The organism is Rhizobium mesosinicum (assembly GCF_019511345.1).
Classification (GTDB): domain Bacteria; phylum Pseudomonadota; class Alphaproteobacteria; order Rhizobiales; family Rhizobiaceae; genus Rhizobium; species Rhizobium mesosinicum.
Window position 1 is genome coordinate 20,650 of sequence record NZ_JAEUAK010000020.1, and the last position, 19,197, is coordinate 39,846.

Here is a 19,197-nt window from a genome sequence, read left to right on the forward strand (position 1 = left end):
CTACTCCGCAGCCTGAATTTTCGCGTCGACACTCTCTTCGGCAGCGGCTGGCGGCACGTTGGTCGAGACGGCCGTCCGCTTGCCCAGATACTGGGTGATCGTGCCGACGATGCCCTTCGGCAGCAGCAGCGTGACGAGCACGAAGAGACCGCCAAGCGCAAACAGCCAGTAATCTGGGAAGAGGCCGGTGAAGATCGTCTTGCCGCCGTTGACGAGGATGGCGCCGATGATCGGCCCGATCAGCGTCGCGCGCCCGCCGACAGCCGTCCAGATGACGACTTCGATGGAGTTGGCCGGTGCGAATTCGCCGGGATTGATGATACCGACCTGCGGCACGTAGAGCGCGCCGGCAATGCCCGCCATCATCGCCGAAACGACGAAGGTGAAGAGCTTGAAATGCTCGACGCGGTAACCGAGGAAGCGCGTGCGGCTTTCCGCATCGCGCACGCCGACCAGCACCTTGCCGAATTTCGAGCGAACGATCGCCGAGGCAATCATCAGCGAAAGCGCCAGAAAGATCGCAGTCGCCGCAAAGAGCGTCGCACGGGTGCCATCGGCCTGCACGTTGAAGCCGAGGATATCCTTGAAATCGGTCATGCCATTATTGCCGCCAAAGCCCATGTCATTGCGGAAGAAGGCAAGCAGCAGCGCATAGGTCATGGCTTGCGTGATGATCGAGAGATAGACACCGTTGACGCGCGAGCGAAAGGCGAACCAGCCGAAGACGAAGGCAAGCAGGCCGGGTACCAACAGCACCATCAGCGCGGCAAACCAGAACTGGTCGAAGCCGTGCCAGAACCAGGGCAGCTCCTTCCAGTTCAGGAAGACCATGAAATCGGGCAGGATAGGATCGCCGTAGACGCCACGCGAGCCGATCTGGCGCATCAGATACATGCCCATCGCATAACCGCCGAGCGCAAAGAAGGCGCCGTGGCCGAGCGAGAGAATGCCGCAGAAGCCCCAGACGAGATCGAGCGCCAGCGCCAAGAGCGCATAGGTCAGATACTTGCCGAACAGTGCCATGATATAGGTCGGCACGTGCAGCGGATTGTCCGCCGACGTCGCCAGGTTCAGCACCGGCACCAGAACCGCGATCACCAGCAGGACGGCGATGGCAATGGATATCCGGCGGTCGAGAGACCGGAGAAGGAAGGCCGTAATCATGCTTCCACCGCCCTTCCTTTGAGCGCGAAGAGCCCACGTGGACGCTTCTGGATGAAGAGAATGATGAGGACGAGCACCAGGATCTTGCCGAGCACTGCCCCTGCAAAGGGCTCGAGGAACTTGTTGACGACGCCGAGCGACAGAGCGCCGACCAGTGTGCCCCAGAGATTGCCAACACCGCCGAAGACCACGACCATGAAACTGTCGATGATGTAGCTCTGGCCGAGGTTCGGCGAGACGTTGTCGATCTGCGAAAGCGCGACACCCGCCATGCCGGCAATGCCGGAGCCAAGCGCGAAGGTGAAGGCATCGACCCAGCCGGTACGGATGCCCATGGACGAGGCCATGCGCCGGTTCTGGGTAACGGCGCGCATCTGCAGGCCGAAGGCAGAGCGCTTCAAGAGCATCAGCAGCGCCACGAACACTGCCATTGAGAAGACGATGATCCAGAGCCGGTTCCAGGTGATCGCCAAACCGCCCGATTCGAAAGCGCCCGACATCCAGCTCGGATTGCGGACTTCGCGATTGGTCGGGCCGAAGACCGTGCGCACAGCCTGCTGCAGGATCAGCGAGACGCCCCAGGTGGCAAGCAGCGTTTCCAGCGGCCGGCCATAGAGATAGCGGATGACGGACCGTTCGATGACGAGGCCGACGAAGCCGGTAAAGATGAAGGCTGCAGGCACGGCAAAGGCCAGCGAATAATCGGACATGCCCGGAAAGGTCGAGGTGATATATTCCTGCACGACATAGGTCGTATAAGCACCGATCATTACCATTTCGCCATGCGCCATGTTGATGACGCCCATGACGCCGAAGGTGATGGCAAGGCCGATAGCGGCAAGCAGCAGCACCGAGCCGAGAGACAGTCCGTACCAGACGTTCTGGACGATGTTCCACAGGGCCAGGCTGCGGTTGATGGTGGAAATATGCGCCTGAATGGCAGGCTTGAGATCATCGGGCGCTGTCGCCAGCGCCGTGGTCAGGATGGTCAGCGCATCGCGGCCGCCGCGGGCAGCAACCGTATCGATTGCAGCCCTCTTCTCGTCGGCGCTCATATCGCTCTTCAGCACCATGACCGCGCGGGCCGCTTCCATCGTGCTCTTGATATCGGCATCCTTTTCGTCGGCCAAAGCGGAATTCAAGAGGTCGAGATTGGCCGGATCGGCATCCTTCAAAAGCCCTTGGGCAGCCGCAAGGCGGGCGCCGCGATCGGGGCTCAGGAGCGTCATCTGGCTCGTCATCGCGCCGATGAGCGTGCGCAGCGAATTATTGATCTTCACCTTCGACATCATGTCGGGATCGATATCCGCGACAGCCTCGCCGGTGATCGGGTCGGAATAGGTCGGCTCGTCATCCGTGCCGCCCTGGACGAGAACAGGACCACCCTCATCGGAATTGACATAAAGCAGGCCGTCGCTCAGCTGCTGCAATATCTGGCTGACATGCGCATCCTTGGAAGCGACGAGCGCCCTGATGGCCGCTTCACGCTCCGGAAAACCGCCGATACCGAGCGCATCGACAAAAGCGTGGATATCGTCCTGGGCCTTCAGGCCTGCCGTCACGCCGGTAAGCGTCAGGCAAAGGGTTATAAGAAAGATCTTGATGGCGCGATACATCGGCTTTCCCGCCTAAATCGTTGGCCTGTCGGCAATACCGCTGGGGACGGAGCTTCCGCCCGGATTTGAAATCCGGACGGAAGTCTTGAGGCTCGTGTCGGATCGGCTAACTCAGGAACCCTTGCCGCCGCACTTGCCGGTGGCAACGTTGAAGTTGCCGCAGCTCATCGGCTTGCGCCAATCGGAGATCAGATCCTTGGAGTCCGGCAGGAAGTCGGACCATTCGTCGCCCACCACCGCGGGGGTCTGCTGGACGATTTCGAACTGACCGTTGGCCTGGATTTCACCAATCAGCACCGGCTTGGTGATGTGGTGGTTCGGCATGACGGTCGCGGTGCCGCCGGAGAGGTTCGGAACGGAAACGCCGATGATGTTGTCGAGGACCGCATCCGTATCGGTCGTGCCGGCAGCCTGAACGGCCTTAACCCAGGCATTGAAGCCGATATAGGCAGCTTCCATCGGGTCGTTGGTCACGCGCTTGTCGTTCTTGGTGAAGGCGTGCCATTCCTTGATGAACTTCTTGTTGATCGGCGTATCGACCGATTCGAAGTAGTTCCAGGCGGCAAGGTGGCCGACGAGCGGTTTGGTGTCGAGACCGGCAAGTTCTTCTTCGCCGACCGAGAAGGCCACGACCGGAATGTCGGTTGCCTTGATGCCCTGGTTGCCGAGTTCCTTGTAGAACGGAACGTTGGCGTCACCGTTGATCGTGGAGACGACGGCGGTCTTCTTGCCGGCCGAGCCGAATTCCTTGATCTTGGAGACTTCCGTCTGCCAGTCGGAGAAACCGAACGGCGTATAATTGATCAGGATGTCTTCCTTCGGAATGCCCTTCGATTCGAGATAGGCTTCGAGGATCTTGTTAGTCGTGCGCGGATAGACGTAGTCCGTACCTTCGAGCACGAAACGCTTTACGCCTTCATTCTTCATCAGGTAATCGACGGCCGGGATCGCCTGCTGGTTCGGGGCAGCACCCGTGTAGAAGATGTTGCGCGACGATTCTTCACCCTCGTACTGAACCGGGTAGAAGAGCAGCGAATTCAGCTCTTCGAAGACTGGCAGGACCGACTTGCGCGAAGAGGAGGTCCAGCAACCGAAAACAGCCGCAACCTTGTCCTTTTCGATCAGTTCGCGTGCCTTTTCGGCAAAAAGCGGCCAGTCGGAAGCCGGGTCGACGACCACAGCTTCGAGCTTCTTGCCGAGGAGACCGCCCTTCTTGTTCTGCTCGTCGATGAGCATCAGCATGGCGTCTTTTAGCGTCGTTTCGGAAATCGCCATCGTGCCCGAAAGCGAATGCAGAACGCCGACCTTGATCGTATCGTCGGCGGCAAGCGCTCCGTGGAAGGCGGCCGATGCGGCCATGACGGCACCGAGTGCGGCACCCGTGATAGTGGATCTGAGATTCATCTGGTTGAACTCCCCTCTTCTTGTTCCGCAACAGGCCGGAAACGGAAATTAACTGTTGCCGAGGGGACTATCGGGTGCTGCAGCGCGAAAACACATACGCAAAATGACGTAGGCGGCAGGGGCAAACGCGCATGTAAGGACGAGGGAGGGCCCCCGCAAACGGGAGCCCGTCGGTTCGATATTATCCGCCGATCGTCAACGTGACCGATGTCGGGCCGTAGGAAAGGGTCGCCTTGTGGCCGGAGATGGTGAACCTGTCGAAGATGCCGGTGACGGCTCCCGCTTTCAGTATCTCGATCTTCGTTCCGGGCGCCGGGGCGTAGCCCGAGGCAAGGGTGACGTCGAGGTCGCCGGAGAGCGTGGCCTTGCCCGAAATGACCAGCGTACCCGCGCCGTCGGCACCGAGCGTCGGCTTTGCCGCGGCATTAGTGAGCTGCTGGTAGTCACCGCTTACAGTCAGGGGCTTGTCGGCCGCCAGGACGAGAGAACCGCCGTTCACGGACAGTCCGCCGGTGCCGAAGGCCGACGGCGAGCCTGCCACCAGGACGCCTTCTTCCAGCACCGTGCCGCCGGCAAAGCTGTTGGCGCCTGATAGCCCGAGGATGCCGCCGCCCCGCTTCACCAGCCTGCCCTTGCCGCCGATGTCGTTGCGCCAGGTGTCGATCGCATTGAAGCCGCCCTTTGTGGCATCCATCGTCACGGTCACGTCCTGAACGAAGGCGCCGTAACCGTCGGCGGCGGCAAACAGGTTGAGGCGGCCATAACCTTCCGGATCGTCGAGCAGCGGATAACCCGAGGCGATCTCCGTCGTCGCCAGCACCTCGCGGCGTTGCTCGCCATCGAGATAGGGCAGACGCGTTTCGAGAAGAACTTCGGCGCCAAGCGGGACGCGCGCCGGCTGGTCGGTCGCATGGATCGTCGGCAGGCCGTAGCTCAGGCGCTGCAGCACGTAGGCGCGGTTGGCGTCATGATCGGCGAAACGGTCTGCGGCGAGCGGCGCTGCATGGGCCGCAATTTCGAGCGCACCCGCATCCGCAACACCTGATTTGGCAATGAGCCATGACTGCGCTTGGGCGTAAGCATCGCTCTTCAGTGAGGCGTTGTCGGCCTTGTTCAAATTGTAGACGACCGTGGCCGTGCCGATCATGCGGCCGCCGATCACATCGAGCGGCGAATGCATGCCTGCGAGGATGCGGTCCTCGCCCATTTCGCTGGCGCGCGTGATCATTTCCTGGAAGCGCTGCGGCACGAGATAGGCCATGGCGAGCGCATCCCGCCAGGCTTCAGCCGTGTGCCCGCTCGGGAAGCCGCCATCCTCGACCGGCTTGCTGCTCTTGGCGGGCTCCAGTGTCGGAACGACCGACACGTCCTGGCTCCAGCGGTAGGGACGCGCATATTTGAAATAGCGCTTTGCAGGCTCCGTAGAACCGTCACCGCTCGCAGCGTTGATGAAGTCGATCGCGAGACCCATGTCCGGATTGGCATCGGTCTTGTTTTCCGCGTCCGGCTTGCTGCCGGCGCCGCGATTGTTGCCCTTGTCGTCGTATTTGACCGTCGTCGCATCGGCCGCGACTTCGGTGATCGTGGTGGTCTGCTTGGAGCCCGCCTTCCAGGCATCCGTCAACGGGCCGAGGCCATCGACAATGCTGGCATTCTTGCCGCGCCGGTCGTCGAGATAGGCGGCGACCGCCTGTTCGGCCGTCCGCGTCCGCGTCGCATTGACGACATAGGCGATGTTGGCATCATGGACGAGCTTGTTGACGATCCGGCCGTCGGTCTTGCTGAAGGGAATGCCGTTCCAGTCCGTCTTGGCAACTGCGGGGCAATTGTCCTTGGCTGGAGCCTCTACGCCGGCATCGACGAAGGGCGTGCGCGGCGTCCAGACTTCGAGGAAGCCGGAGAGAAGACGGACGGCAGCATTCGTGTCTGCCGTAGAGAAGCAGGCATCACCACGCTTATTGGTGTTTCCGGCCTCTACGTAGGGCGCTTTCGCCGCCGTGGTCTGCTCAGCGGCAGCAAGCGACGGCACGGTCGAAAGAAGACAGACGAGAGCGGTGCTCAGGCGGCAAAGGCTGAAGACAGACATAGGCAACACCGAAATGGTTGAACGAACGGCAGGAGAGTTAGAGCCCTTATGTGACGGAACGGTTTCGAAAATATTGCCGTTATGTGAATCCGCCGGAACTCCGCCTCTTGCCTTTCCTGCTCGTCCCGCCAAAAGTGCCTTGTAGACGATGATCCCAACCAGGATGCCAGAAAGAAGGCATGACAGCGCGCCAACGCATCATTCCGGTGAGACGCGAATATAATCGCTGGGTCGCCAACCAGACGCTGGAAGATTACGCGCTGCGCTTTACCGCAAAGAGCGCCCGGCGCTTCTCGTCACAGCGCATCTCGCAGACAGCGATCGGCGCGATCTCTTTCCTGGCGCTGGAGGCCATCGGCGGCGCCATCACGCTCTCTTACGGCACGACCAATGCCTTCTTCGCCATCATCGTCGCCTCCATCGCTATGCTGGCGATCGGCCTGCCGATCAGCCGCTACTCGATCCGCCATGGCGTCGATATCGACCTGCTGACGCGCGGCGCGAGCTTTGGCTATATCGGCTCGACCATCACCTCGCTGATCTATGCGAGCTTCACCTTCATGCTCTTTGCGATCGAGGCCTCGATCATGTCGGGCGCGCTGGAACTCACGCTGGGCGTTCCCCTGTGGATCGGCTACATCATCAGCGCCGTCATGGTGATCCCGCTCGTCACCCACGGGGTGCGCCTTATCAGCAAATTCCAGCTGATGACCCAGCCTTTCTGGATCATCCTGAACATCCTGCCCTTCATCTTCATCGCCTTTCTGGACTGGGGCAAATTCGATGTCTGGCGCGCCTTCGCCGGCATCCGCCACGCTTCCGGCCCAACCGGCACGGTCGCAGATTTCAATCTCGTTGAGTTTGGCGCGGCCTCCGCCGTCATCCTGGCGCTCATGTCGCAGATCGGCGAGCAGGCGGACTTCCTGCGCTTCCTGCCGCCGGACCCGCAGCGCAAATTGCGCCACCGCCTTGCCGTCTTCCTCGCCGGTCCGGGCTGGGTCATCATCGGCGCGCCGAAGCTGCTCGCCGGCTCCTTCCTCGTGGTGCTGACCTTCACCTCCGGCGTGCCGGTCGACCGCGCCGCCGATCCGGCGCAGATGTATCTCACTGCCTTCGGCTATATGATCCCCTGGCAGAATGCCGCCCTGCTGCTGATGGCTGCCTTCGTGGTGGTCTCGCAGCTCAAGATCAACGTCATGAATGCCTATGCCGGCTCCCTCGCCTGGTCGAACTTCTTCTCGCGCCTGACGCACAGCCATCCCGGGCGCGTCATCTGGCTAGTCTTCAACGTGGCGATTGCGCTGCTGCTGATGGAACTCGGCATCTACCGGCTGCTCGAGGAAACGCTCGGCATCTTCTCGATTATCGCCATGGCCTGGCTCTGTACCATCTCGGCTGACCTCTTCATCAACAAGCCGCTCGGCCTTGCCCCTCCGGGCATCGAATTCAAGCGCGCCCACCTCTATGACATCAATCCGGTCGGCCTCGGCGCCATGACTTTGTCTGCAGGCATTGCGCTGATCGCCCATTTCGGGATTTTAGGCTCGGTCGCCGCTTCGCTCGCCCCTTACATCACCCTGGTGATCGCGCTCATCGCCTCGCCTGCCCTTGCCTGGGCAACCAAGGGCAAGTTCTATCTCGCCCGCAAACCACGGCACGCCTGGAAGAACCTGACCACTATCACCTGCTCCGTCTGCGAACATCCGTTCGAGCCGGAGGATATGGCCTGGTGCCCGGCCTATGCCGCGCCGATCTGCTCGCTCTGCTGCTCGCTCGACAGCCGCTGCCACGACATGTGCAAGCCGAATGCCCGCTTCAATGCGCAGGTCGGCGCCGTCGCAAAGACCCTGCTGCCGGAAACCATCGTCCAGAAACTGACGACCCGCCTCGGCCGCTACGGTATTGCCGTGGCGCTGGCCCTGACAGCCGTCGGGGCAATCCTTGCCATGATCGCCCATCAGGTGAGTTCCGCCTCGCCGGAGACCGCCGAAGTCGTCAACAGAACCATCCTGATCGTCTTTTTCGTCTTCTCGGTCATCGCCGGCATTGCCTGCTGGTTCTATGTGCTTGCCCATGACAGCCGCGTCGTCGCCGAGGAGGAATCCTCCCGCCAGAACACACTGCTCCTGAAAGAAATCGCCGCCCACAAGAAGACCGATGCGGCGCTCCAGGCCGCCAAGGAAACCGCTGAGGCCGCCAACCGCGCCAAGAGCCGCTATGTCGTAGGCTTGAGTCACGAACTGCGCACGCCGCTGAACGCTGTTCTCGGTTACGCCCAAATCCTTGAGCGCGACGAGACGATCCCTGTGCCGAGGCAATCTTCCATCAAGGTCATCCGCCGCAGCGCCGAGCATCTCTCCGGCCTGATCGATGGCCTTTTGGACATCTCGAAGATCGAGGCCGGCCGCCTGCAGGTCTATTCGAACGAGATCAATATTCAGGACTTCCTCGACCAGATCGTCGATATGTTCCGACCGCAGGCGCAGGCAAAGGGCCTGTCCTTCATCCACGAGCGTTCGCAGGCGCTGCCGCAATTCGTCCGGACCGACGAGAAGCGGCTGCGGCAGATTCTCGTCAACCTGCTCTCCAACGCCATCAAATTCACCGACGAAGGCAGCGTCACCTTCGATGTCGGCTACCGCAGCCAGGTCGCGACCTTCACCGTCTCCGATACCGGACGCGGCATCGCCGAGAAGGATCTGACGCGCATCTACGAGCCCTTCCAGCGCGGTGAAGCGGAGAGCGTGCGCCCCATGCCCGGTCTAGGCCTTGGCCTCACCATCACTCGATTGCTGACCAACACGCTCGGCGGCGAGATCTCCGTTGCGAGTGAAAAGGACAGGGGGTCCACCTTCCGCGTCCGCCTCATGCTGTCGGCCGTTATGCGCCCTGCAGCCCCGCCGCAGGAGAAAAAGATCGTCAGCTATGACGGCCCGCGCCGCACCATCGTCGTGGTCGACGACAACGAGGATCATCGCGAGATGATGCGGGAAATCCTGGTCCCGCTCGATTTCATCGTGCTGACGGCAGCGAGCGGTCCCGACTGCCTGACACTTGTCGAAGGCATAGAGCCGGACCTCTTCCTCGTCGATATCTCTATGCCCGGCATGAACGGCTGGCAGCTCGTCTCCCGGCTGCGCGAGACGGGACGCGCAGCGCCGATCCTGATGCTGTCAGCCAATATCGGCGATGCCGCCGCTCACAGCGACAGCGACGACAGCCATAATGACGCGATCGGCAAGCCGGTCGACATCAGGCAACTGCGCGACAAGCTCGCCCTGCATCTCGGCCTGAAATGGCTCTATGCCGACGATCAGACACCGGCGCCGGTAACAGACACCTTGCCGCTCAGAAGCCCCGGCGCTGCACACGTGCAGGAACTGCTGCGTCTAGGCGAGATCGGTTACATCAGAGGCATAGAAGCTAAGCTCTCCGACCTTGCCAAGGTGGAGGCAAATCAGCCATTCACGGAAGAACTCCGCTCCTATGTCGCCGCCTTCGATCTCGCCGGCTTCATGGATTTCCTGCGCAAATTCGAAGAAAAGGGTGAAACCGTTGGCTGAGCTCCCCCGCGATATCGTTCTGCTGGTCGACGATTCGCCTGAGGCACTCGGCTTCCTGACCGACGCGTTGGAACAGTCAGGCTACTCCGTGCTGATCGCCACGTCCGGCTTGGCTGCGCTCAGCATCGTCGAGCGCATCACGCCCGATCTCATCCTGCTGGATGCGGTCATGCCCTCAATGGACGGTTTCGAGACCTGCCGCAGGCTGAAAGCCAATGCCGCCGTCGCCCAAGTACCCGTCATCTTCATGACCGGCCTCACCGAGACCGAGCATGTCGTGCACGCGCTCGAATCCGGCGGTGTCGACTATCTCAGCAAGCCGATCAACATTGACGAATTGCGCGCCCGCATCCGTGTCCATCTGCGCAACGCCCGCTCCGCCCAGAGCGCCCGCGTTGCGCTGGATGCCGCCGGGCGCCATCTGCTGGCGGTCAAAGGCGACGGCGCGATCCATTGGTCGACGCCGCAGGCGACCCGCCTCGTCAATGCCGCCATGGGCAGCGACGACGGCATGGAGGTCGTGTCCCGCGCGATCGGCAACTGGATGAAGGAACGCGCCGCAGCCGCTCGCGACGCCCTCATCTCCATCGCCCATGCTGGGCAGGCCGCCCTGCAGCTCGCCTTCCTTGGCGCGATCGGTCCGGATGAATATCTCTTCCGCCTGACTGCCGCCAACCAGCGCAACGATGACGCAGTCCTGCGTCAGCACTTTGCCCTGACACAGCGCGAATCCGAAGTGCTGATGTGGATCGCCAAGGGCAAGGCCAACCGCGATATCGGCGAAATTCTTGGCCTCTCCGCCCGCACGGTAAACAAGCACCTGGAACAGATCTATGTGAAGCTCGGCGTCGAGAACAGGGCATCTGCCGCCGTGAAGGCGGCACATGTACTGCATGAGATGTGAGGGATAGCACGGTAGCGCCCTCAGACGACCCGGTCCGGCGCCTCGCGGCCTTCGAAAAACGCCGTCACATTCTCCACGACCTTCATCCCCATCGCCGTGCGCGTTTCCTCTGTCGCGCTGCCAAGATGTGGCAGCAGAACAACATTCTCCATCCGCCGCAGCGCTTCCGGCACGTGTGGCTCCGCCTCGTAGACATCGAGCCCTGCGCCGCGGAGCGTGCCACTCTCCAGCGCGGCGATCAGTGCGCTTTCATCGATCACGTCACCGCGCGCCGTGTTGATGAGAAAAGCGCCGGGCTTCATCGTTGCAAGCCGCGCGGCATTCATCAAGTGCCGATTCTCCGCTCCACCGGGACAATGCAGCGAGACGAAATCGGCAGCCGCCAGCACGTCCTCGACCGTCGACAACTGCCGCGCGCCATAGCGCGCGGCTTCCTCGGGATCGACCGGCGAGCGGTTAAAGAACACGACATCCATGCCGAAGCCGAAATGGCAGCGCTGCGCAAAGGCCCTGCCAATGCGGCCGAAGCCGATGATGCCGAGCGTCTTGCCTGATACCTTGGTGCCGACCAGATGCGTCGGGCACCAGCCCTTCCATTCACCGGCGCGCAGCTGCCGTTCGCCCTCGCCGCCGCGCCGGGCAACGGAGAGCAGCAGCAGCAGGGCGATATCGGCGGTGCAGTCGGTCAATACGCCGGGCGTATTCGTGACCGCAATACCCTTCGCCCTGGCGGCGGCGACATCTATGTGATTGTAGCCCACGCCAAAATTGCCGAGGATCTTAGTGACGATCGATGCACCTTCGAAGACAGCTGCCGGCAATCGGTCGGACACCGTCGGCAGCACCGCATCGTAGATCGAAAGCGCCAGCCTCAGCTCGTTTTCGCCGAGCGGAAGATCGTCGCTGTTGAGCGTGACGTCGAAACGTTCGGCCAGAACAGCCTCTACCGCGGCTGGCCAGCGCCGGGTGACGAGAATGCGGGGTTTGGACATGGATGGCTCCGCCCGAAGACAATGATGAGAGTTAGACTAGGTGAACAGGAATTGAAACGTCCACAAAAAGAAAGAAGCCCGGTCGATGACCGGGCTTCGATAATCGTGTCCCCAAAAGGAAAGTGAGGCTTACATGCCCTGCGGGACGTAGGTGTACTTGCCGTCCGCGCCCTTCTTCCATTCGTACATGATGTAGCCGGGGATCTTCGGATCGCCCTTTTCATCATACGAGATGTCGCCGAGAACCGTCGGGAACGGACCCTTTTCTTTCATGGCCGTGGCAACGGCTTCTGCGTCTGTCGAACCGGCAGCCTTGGCGGCACCGGCGATCACCTGCATCGCAGCATAGGAATAGAGCGTGTATGCTTCCGGGTTGAAACCGGCGGCCTTGAACTTTGCGACGAGGTCCTTGTTGGCCGGGTTCAGCGTCGGATCGGGACCGAAGGTGTTCAGCGTACCGGCGACTGCGTCGCCAGCGATCGAGGCCAGTTCGTTGGAAACGATGCCGTCACCCGAAACGAGCGTTGCCTTCAGGCCCTGATCGGCAGCCTGGCGGATGATGAGACCGGCTTCGGTGTGCAGACCGCCCCAATAGATGATCGAGACGCCGGCTTCCTTCATCTTGGCGATGAGAGCCGAGAAGTCCTTGTCGCCGACGTTGATGCCTTCATACATGACTTCGGTGACGCCAGCGGCATTCATAGCCTTCTTGGTTTCGTCGGCAAGGCCCTGACCGTACGGGGTCTTGTCATGAACGACAGCGATCTTGGCGTCCTTGAAGTGATCGGCAAGATACTTGCCGGCGATCGCGCCCTGCTGGTCGTCACGGCCGCAGGTACGGAAGGTGTTCCACAGGCCACGCTCGGTGAAAACAGGGTTGGTAGCGGCCGGAGTGATTTCGAGAATGCCGTTTTCCGCGTACACTTCAGAAGCCGGGATGGAAACGCCCGAGTTGAAGTGGCCAATAACGAACTTCACGCCGTCGGCAACGAACTTGTTCGCGACGGAGATGCCCTGCTTCGGGTCGGAAACGTCGTCGCCGAGCTCGATCTTGATCTGCTCGCCGTTGATGCCGCCAGCAGCGTTGATGTCGGCGGCGGCCTGCTCGGCACCCTTCTGAAGCTGTGCGCCGAATGCAGCGTTTGGACCCGTCAGCGGGCCGCCAACGCCGATCAGGATGTCAGCTCGTGCGACGCCGCCGAACGCGACGATCGCCGTCAGTGCCACCGCTGACAAGAGAGACTTCTTCATATTGTTACTCCCAATTTTTGGGCGGGTTCTTCCAAGGCCCGACGCATACCCCACCTTTGACTGCGCCGGGAAAGCTGTTCCACTCTGAAGGCAATTCATGCCTAGTTTCAACGGGCTGTCAATGTTTCTCCTTCCACGAAAACGCGGAAGTTTTTTCGTACAGCCAGTAATAGTTGTTGACCATTTGATTGGTACGGCGATAGCGGAACCCGGCTGTCGAGAAGATCAGCAGCGTCACGAAATCGATAATATAGAAAAAGGCGTTGAGCATCGGCCCGTTGAACAGCGCATGGTGCAGGAACTGCATCGCCCATGCGAGCAAGAAGGTATAGACGACGACCAGGGGATAATTGCTCCAACCGTCCGCCACCGCCTTGCCGGCGCGCGATGCCGTCCAAAAGCCGATGAGCACGACGAGTGCACGGATGACAAGCTTTACGCCGTTGTCGCTTTCGAAGAAAAGTCCCTGCATAATCAAACTCTCCTTTCTGCAGCGATCAATGCCGCCCGCCTTCGAGATAAGCGGCGCGAACTTCCGGATTGGCAAGCAATTCCTTGCCACTGCCGCTCATCGTCACCTTGCCGTTCACGAGAACATAGGCGCGGTGCGACAACCTCAGCGCTGCGAATGCGTTCTGCTCCACGAGGAAGACGGTGAGCCCTTCTTTTTCGTTCAGCACTTTGATGGCCTCGAAGATGCCCTTGACGATCAACGGCGCAAGGCCGAGCGAAGGCTCGTCGAGAAGGAGGAGCTTCGGACGCGCCATCAGCGCGCGACCGATCGACAGCATTTGCTGCTCTCCGCCTGAAAGCGTGCCGCCGCGCTGCGACTGGCGCTCTTTCAGACGTGGGAACAACGTGAAGATCTTTTCCACATCCTCATGGAAATATTTGAGGTTGTCGAGGCCGGCGCCCATTTGGAGATTCTCCAGCACGGTCATGCGCGGGAAAATGCGGCGCCCTTCAGGAGACTGGGCAATGCGCAGCCGGGCGATCTCATGGGTCGGCAGCTTGGTGATATCGCGGCCCTCGAAGATGACCGAGCCGGCTCGGGCCTGCGGACTGCCGCAGATCGTCATCATGAGAGTCGACTTGCCGGCACCGTTTGCGCCGATCAGGCTGACGATTTCGCCCTTGTTGACCTCGACATCAATTCCGGCGAGCGCACGGATATTGCCATAATAGGTTTCGACGCCGTGAACCTTCAGTAGTGGTTGATCCGCCATCAGTGTGCATTCCCTTCGAGGCTCTCGACGGTGGCGATGACCTCGTCTACTTCTTCGTCCTCGACGCCGAGATAGGCCGCAATGACCTTCGGGTCGTTCTTCACGTGCTCAGGCGTGCCGTCGGAGATCTTCTGGCCGTATTCCAGGACGATGACGTGGTCGGAGATTTCCATGACCACCGACATATCGTGTTCAATAAGCAGGATCGAAGTGCCGGTTTCCGTACGGATACCGCGCAGCAGCGCGTTGAGGGCGGCTGACTCACGCGGATTGAGGCCAGCGGCGGGTTCGTCGAGGCAGAGAAGCTCCGGCCCGGTGCACATGGCGCGGGCGATTTCAAGACGACGCTGGGCGCCATAAGGCAGGTCGCCGGCCGGATCATCTGCGCGATCGATGAGGTCGGCCTTTTCCAGCCAGTAACGCGCAAGCTCGATGGCGGCTGCAGCTTCCTTCTTGTAGGGACCGATGCCGAGCAGGCCGAGCACCGTGAAGCCCGAAGCCTTCATCAGCTTGTTGTGCTGCGCGACGAGCAGATTCTCCAAAACGGTAAGCCCTGAGAAAAGGCGGATGTTCTGGAAGGTACGAGCGACCTTGGCTTCCTTGGTAATACGAAAATCCGGCAGACGCTCGAGTAGGTATTGCTTGCCGCTCTTCTGCGTCAGCGTGATCATGCCCATCGTCGGCTTGTAGAAGCCGGTGATGCAGTTGAAGACGGTCGTCTTGCCCGCGCCGTTTGGGCCGATCAGCGCCGTGATTTCGCCGCGCTTGGCCTCGAAGGAGAAGTCGTTGATGGCCATAAGGCCGCCGAACTTCATCGACAGGTGCTCGACCTTGAGCAAAGTGTCATTCGACATCGTGTTTTCGACAGGGCTCATCAACCATGGCCCTCCTTGGTAAAGCTTCCAGATACCGCTTTGCGTTCCTTAAGGAAGGCGGTTGGTTCACGCGAGCCGACGAAACCTCGTGGCTTGAACAGCATGACGATGACCATGGCGAGGCCGAAAAGCAGCATGCGATAGAGTTCTGGCGTGAACTCCGGTCCGAAGACGACCTTGAGGAAGCTCATTTCGCGCAGCACTTCCGTGCCCCCGACCATGACGACAGCAGCGATCGCGATACCCGTCAGCGAACCCATACCCCCTAGAACGACTATCGCGAGGATGACGGCCGATTCCAGGAACACGAAGGATTCCGGCGAAACGAAGCCCTGGCGGGCAGCGAAAAAGGAGCCTGCAAAGCCGCCGAACATGGCGCCTGTAGCAAAAGCCGTCAGCTTCGTCGTCACCGTATTGATGCCAAGCGAGCGACAAGCGATTTCGTCTTCACGAAGCGCTTCCCACGCCCGGCCGATTGGCATGCTACGCAACCGGATCGTCACGTAGGCTGTCAGCATGCAGAGCGCCAGAATGACGTAGAACAGGAAAATCTTGTAGTAGGCCGAGGAGCTCGCCAGACCGAAGGCCTTAGTGAAATTATTCGCCTTGCCGACATCGAAGCTCCAGATGCCGAAGACCGAGGCCTTGGCGATGCCGGAGATACCGAAGGTGCCTTTAGTCACTTCTGTCCAGTTGATGATAACGAGGCGGATGATTTCACCGAAGGCAAGCGTGACAATCGCCAGGTAATCGCCTCGCAGGCGCAGCACCGGGAAGCCCAGGATGACGCCCCAGAGTGCCGCGAAGATGCCTGCAAGCGGCAGCAGCACCCAGAAGGATAGGCCGAAATGGGCTGATAGCAGCGCATATGAATAGGCGCCGACCGCATAGAAGGCGACGTAGCCCAGATCGAGCAGACCCGCGAGACCGACGACGATGTTCAGGCCCCAGGCGAGCATCACATAGATCAGGATTTGGATGCCGAAATTGTCGACCCACTTCAACGCGCCCTGCGGGCCGAGGAAATAGGCGGTGGCCAGCGGGTAGACCAGGAGAAATAGGAGCGCGATCTTCAGGAAATGCGTCCGGAAGAAGCCCTTGTCCGTCGAAATATCCAGTTCACCGTGGCGCGCCTTCGAAAGCTTACGCTGGTCAAGATGCGGCTTGATGAAAACGACCATCACGAAACGGCCGACAGCGGCGATCAGAACGAAGATTGTAAGCAGTCCCCAGCGCTGAACGACGATCAACTCGTTATTGATATTCTGCTGCGTGCCGAGACCGACATAGAGAACGAACAGGCCGAGCGAGATAAGACCGGCGAAGAAGGCTTCCCTAAGCCCCTTCTGGACAAGCCCGGCGTCGGACTTGCCAGCGGAAGTGTCGATGTTTGCCATAATTTATACCTTCTCGACTTCCGGCCGCCCGAGAATACCCGTCGGCTTGAAGATCAGCACGAATGCAAGGATGGCGAAGGTAGCGACATCCTTATAGGCAATCGTGAAATAGGCCGACCAAAGGGATTCGATGAGACCGATCATCAGTCCGCCAAGAACAGCACCCGGCAGGGAACCGATGCCACCGAGCACGGCCGCGGTGAAGGCCTTGACGCCCGGGACAAACCCGTCATTGAACGACGCGACGCCATAATACATGAGGTACATCGTGCCGGCGACGGCTGCGAGCGCAGCACCCATGATGAAGGTGATTGAGATTGTTTGGTCGACATTGACGCCCAAAAGAGCCGCCATCTTGCGGTCCTGTTCGGTCGCGCGCTGGGCGCGGCCGAGTGCCGTCCTGTGGACGATGTACCAGAAAGCGGCGAGCAGGATCACCGTGATGACAATGATGATGATCTGCTTCAGTGAAACGGAGATGCCGCCGACATTATAAACCGTGCCGACGAGCGGCGGGATCGGCTTGTTGCGCGGACCCTGCGTGACCTGGATGAAGTTCGACAGCGTGATCGACATGCCGATCGCGGTAATCAGCGGCGCCAGGCGGAAAGAACCGCGCAGCGGGCGGTAGGCGACACGCTCGATCGTCCAATTCCACAAACTCGTCATCAGCATCGCGATCACAAGCATCGCCAGCAGCAGCACGGCTACTGGAAGACCCGCGAAGATGGATGTGAGAACGAGAAAGACGATAAGAGCAGCGAAACCACCAAGCATGAAAATATCGCCATGGGCGAAGTTGATCATGCCGATAATCCCGTAAACCATCGTATAGCCAATAGCCACAAGGCCATAGATGGATCCGAGAGTCAGCCCGTTGAAGAGCTGCTGGACGAAATACTCCATATGTCATTTCCCCTGGATGCGAACCAAATTTAAGTTGCATCTCTTATTGATTTTATCGCTCCTGCTTTCACAGGAGCCTCTAACTCGCATTGCATAGCGGTTTCGTTGGAAATGTGAAGACAAAAAGGATTTACTGCGTCAGAATTTTGGGTAAACAGGCCTAAATGGCGCAATTCAGACCAAAATCCACACAAAAGCGGCATCGGTTGGCAAATTTTTAGCCAGAGCAGGCTTCCCACGCCTGATCTCACGTCCACAAATCAGGTCAGCGGCGTTCGCTTTGTGCGTAAACTGTTCCACAAATGAGGAATTCAAAGAAATTTCAAACTAGCGGATGCTATAAATTGCAAATGTCATTTCTGGGTAAATGCTCGTCATGCGCTTTATGCAAACCCGCCAGCCCGTGCTATGTTGGGCATTCCAGCAAAGGTGCGGCAACGTCCTGTTACTCACTATATATGGTGTGATGTCTCAAGACGAAGTTATGGGCGAATGGCAGGAATATGCTGAAGACATTTGAACGGGCAGCCCTCGAAGCCGGCAAGGCCATCGTAGAAGTCTTCTGCGACGGCTGCCCGGTGGAAATGAAGGCCGATGAAAGTCCGGTGACGTCCGCCGACCGAGAGGCTGAGCGAATCATACTGACGCACCTGGAGCGCGATTTCCCTGAAATCCCTGTCATCGCCGAAGAGTCGGTAGCTGCTGGCAAGGTGCCCGATATTGCCGGAAAGTCATTCTTCCTCGTCGATCCCTTGGATGGAACCCGGGAATTTCTGGATAAGCGCCAGGAGTTCACCGTCAATATCGCCTATGTGGAAAATGGCATCCCGGTCGTCGGCATCGTCTTTGCCCCTGCCCTCGGTGTCGCTTTTTCCGGCGAGCGCGGAAATGCAGAGAAGCTGGTGATCGACGACAAATTTGCGATAACTCAGAGAATGCCGATCAAAGTGCGCAAACAGCCGGCAGAGGGCATGGCGCTCGCAAGCTTTCGGCATGACAGCCCCGAGACCGGCCTCTTCCTCGCCAGGCATGCGATCTCCAAATGCACCAATATCGGTTCGTCTCTGAAATTCTGCCTGCTGGCAGAAGGCAAGGCCGATGTCTACCCACGCTTCACTCGCACCATGGAATGGGATACCGCGGCCGGCGATGCAGTGTTGCGCGCGGCCGGCGGATCGACTGTCACGATGGACGGCCAACCGCTCATCTACGGTAAAACCGGCGCGGCTGCCGATCTCGACTTCGCAAATCCCCATTTCGTCTCCTGGGGCGGCGAGAAGCCTGCGTTCGAGCAGGGATAGCGATCGCCGAATGTTGGCAGAGCTGAGCAACATCAGGGCCTGACGGACCTCTGGTGGGAGATCGCCCCACTAATCGTTCGGGCTTTTGATTCGGAGCCGCGCCCGATTCCTTTTCCCGCCGCATCCTCTTCGACTGTCGCCGCAATTATTGTCGCCGGGCGCCATGTGACTTCGGTAACATCGCGCCTAAGACAGACACAATTAATGGTATTCGAGCCATAGTTCCAGATGACCGGTTCCCGCGGCATCCGCCCAGTCTCATTGCGGCACAACAGACGCCATATTCGATCCCGGCCGGACCGGGATTGCTGTGGACCTGCCGGGATTGGCGCGTTTTGGCGCGACGCAGGCCGTGGCGATCACACCTTCCCGGCTGCCGTCCCAGATCGGCCAAGCACATAAGATTGCTAATAAAAACCCCGGTTGAAAATTAAAACTCCTGATTTTGCATAAACTTAACGCAACTGCGAAGTTTGCTGCGATGCGAAATTTCTCTGGACTCGGTTAAACAA

14 protein-coding genes are annotated in these 19,197 nt (G+C 59.9%); 3 read left to right on the top strand and 11 right to left on the bottom strand.

All coding sequences use genetic code 11. The features are described from left to right. The 4 genes from urtC to JNB85_RS29935 all read right to left on the bottom strand — a co-directional run bounded on the left by urtC (position 1) and on the right by JNB85_RS29935 (position 6,270). Positions 1-1,164, bottom strand: a complete 1,164-nt coding sequence (gene urtC, locus JNB85_RS29920; protein ID WP_220338029.1) for an urea ABC transporter permease subunit UrtC — start codon at positions 1,162-1,164, stop codon at positions 1-3. After that, a complete protein-coding gene (gene urtB / locus JNB85_RS29925) occupies positions 1,161-2,780 on the bottom strand; it encodes an urea ABC transporter permease subunit UrtB (protein ID WP_220338030.1) in 1,620 nt (539 codons plus the stop codon). The genes urtC and urtB overlap by 4 nt, the downstream gene beginning before the upstream one ends. A 111-nt stretch (positions 2,781-2,891) precedes the next feature. Next, positions 2,892-4,184 carry an urea ABC transporter substrate-binding protein gene (urtA, locus tag JNB85_RS29930; protein ID WP_220338031.1) on the bottom strand — a complete coding sequence of 431 codons (1,293 nt, stop codon included), beginning with the start codon at positions 4,182-4,184 and terminating at the stop codon, positions 2,892-2,894. A gap of 181 nt (positions 4,185-4,365) precedes the next feature. After that, positions 4,366-6,270 (bottom strand): acid phosphatase, encoded by a 1,905-nt coding sequence (locus JNB85_RS29935; RefSeq protein WP_220338032.1) that lies wholly within the window; start codon positions 6,268-6,270, stop codon positions 4,366-4,368. A gap of 179 nt (positions 6,271-6,449) precedes the next feature. Here JNB85_RS29935 and JNB85_RS29940 point away from each other — a divergent pair, with 179 nt between their 5' ends. Both JNB85_RS29940 and JNB85_RS29945 read left to right on the top strand, forming a co-directional pair. Continuing rightward, positions 6,450-9,833, top strand: a complete 3,384-nt coding sequence (locus tag JNB85_RS29940; protein ID WP_220338033.1) for a hybrid sensor histidine kinase/response regulator — start codon at positions 6,450-6,452, stop codon at positions 9,831-9,833. Then, positions 9,826-10,737, top strand: coding sequence for a response regulator transcription factor (locus JNB85_RS29945; RefSeq protein ID WP_220338034.1), 912 nt, complete (start codon positions 9,826-9,828; stop codon positions 10,735-10,737). The genes JNB85_RS29940 and JNB85_RS29945 overlap by 8 nt, the downstream gene beginning before the upstream one ends. A 20-nt stretch (positions 10,738-10,757) precedes the next feature. Here JNB85_RS29945 and JNB85_RS29950 read toward each other — a convergent pair whose 3' ends face one another. The 7 genes from JNB85_RS29950 to JNB85_RS29980 form a co-directional block, all read right to left on the bottom strand. Beyond that, positions 10,758-11,729 (bottom strand): 2-hydroxyacid dehydrogenase, encoded by a 972-nt coding sequence (locus JNB85_RS29950; protein WP_220338035.1) that lies wholly within the window; start codon positions 11,727-11,729, stop codon positions 10,758-10,760. 129 nt (positions 11,730-11,858) lie between these two features. Continuing rightward, complete coding sequence (locus tag JNB85_RS29955) at positions 11,859-12,980, bottom strand: branched-chain amino acid ABC transporter substrate-binding protein (RefSeq protein ID WP_220338036.1); 1,122 nt, start codon at positions 12,978-12,980, stop codon at positions 11,859-11,861. Between the two features lie 118 nt (positions 12,981-13,098). Then, entirely contained in the window at positions 13,099-13,452 is a 354-nt protein-coding gene (locus JNB85_RS29960; protein ID WP_220338037.1) for a DUF6867 family protein, read from the bottom strand. A 25-nt stretch (positions 13,453-13,477) separates the two neighbouring features. After that, on the bottom strand, positions 13,478-14,206 hold the full coding sequence (locus JNB85_RS29965; RefSeq protein ID WP_220338038.1) for an ABC transporter ATP-binding protein: 729 nt from the start codon (positions 14,204-14,206) through the stop codon (positions 13,478-13,480). Further along, positions 14,206-15,081, bottom strand: a complete 876-nt coding sequence (locus JNB85_RS29970) for an ABC transporter ATP-binding protein (RefSeq protein WP_220338039.1) — start codon at positions 15,079-15,081, stop codon at positions 14,206-14,208. Before JNB85_RS29970 ends, JNB85_RS29965 begins: the two co-directional genes overlap by 1 nt. Next, a complete protein-coding gene (gene livM / locus JNB85_RS29975) occupies positions 15,081-16,478 on the bottom strand; it encodes a high-affinity branched-chain amino acid ABC transporter permease LivM (protein WP_220338040.1) in 1,398 nt (465 codons plus the stop codon). Before livM ends, JNB85_RS29970 begins: the two co-directional genes overlap by 1 nt. A gap of 3 nt (positions 16,479-16,481) precedes the next feature. Further along, entirely contained in the window at positions 16,482-17,384 is a 903-nt protein-coding gene (locus JNB85_RS29980) for a branched-chain amino acid ABC transporter permease (RefSeq protein ID WP_220338041.1), read from the bottom strand. 503 nt (positions 17,385-17,887) lie between these two features. On the opposite strand from JNB85_RS29980, the gene cysQ reads away from it, so the two are divergent. Continuing rightward, positions 17,888-18,685 carry a 3'(2'),5'-bisphosphate nucleotidase CysQ gene (gene cysQ / locus JNB85_RS29985; RefSeq protein WP_220338042.1) on the top strand — a complete coding sequence of 266 codons (798 nt, stop codon included), beginning with the start codon at positions 17,888-17,890 and terminating at the stop codon, positions 18,683-18,685. Positions 18,686-19,197 lie beyond the last annotated feature (512 nt).

Excerpts from the sequence above, each read along its gene's own strand:
- JNB85_RS29940 (WP_220338033.1), top strand. The coding sequence starts at position 6,450 with ATGACAGCGCGCCAACGCATCATTCCGGTGAGACGCGAATATAATCGC.
- JNB85_RS29955 (WP_220338036.1), bottom strand. The coding sequence starts at position 12,980 with ATGAAGAAGTCTCTCTTGTCAGCGGTGGCACTGACGGCGATCGTCGCG.
- JNB85_RS29980 (WP_220338041.1), bottom strand. The coding sequence starts at position 17,384 with ATGGAGTATTTCGTCCAGCAGCTCTTCAACGGGCTGACTCTCGGATCC.
- urtA (WP_220338031.1), bottom strand. The coding sequence starts at position 4,184 with ATGAATCTCAGATCCACTATCACGGGTGCCGCACTCGGTGCCGTCATG.
- cysQ (WP_220338042.1), top strand. The coding sequence starts at position 17,888 with ATGCTGAAGACATTTGAACGGGCAGCCCTCGAAGCCGGCAAGGCCATC.
- JNB85_RS29935 (WP_220338032.1), bottom strand. The coding sequence starts at position 6,270 with ATGTCTGTCTTCAGCCTTTGCCGCCTGAGCACCGCTCTCGTCTGTCTT.
- JNB85_RS29965 (WP_220338038.1), bottom strand. The coding sequence starts at position 14,206 with ATGGCGGATCAACCACTACTGAAGGTTCACGGCGTCGAAACCTATTAT.
- JNB85_RS29970 (WP_220338039.1), bottom strand. The coding sequence starts at position 15,081 with ATGAGCCCTGTCGAAAACACGATGTCGAATGACACTTTGCTCAAGGTC.
- urtC (WP_220338029.1), bottom strand. The coding sequence starts at position 1,164 with ATGATTACGGCCTTCCTTCTCCGGTCTCTCGACCGCCGGATATCCATT.
- JNB85_RS29960 (WP_220338037.1), bottom strand. The coding sequence starts at position 13,452 with ATGCAGGGACTTTTCTTCGAAAGCGACAACGGCGTAAAGCTTGTCATC.
- livM (WP_220338040.1), bottom strand. The coding sequence starts at position 16,478 with ATGGCAAACATCGACACTTCCGCTGGCAAGTCCGACGCCGGGCTTGTC.
- urtB (WP_220338030.1), bottom strand. The coding sequence starts at position 2,780 with ATGTATCGCGCCATCAAGATCTTTCTTATAACCCTTTGCCTGACGCTT.
- JNB85_RS29950 (WP_220338035.1), bottom strand. The coding sequence starts at position 11,729 with ATGTCCAAACCCCGCATTCTCGTCACCCGGCGCTGGCCAGCCGCGGTA.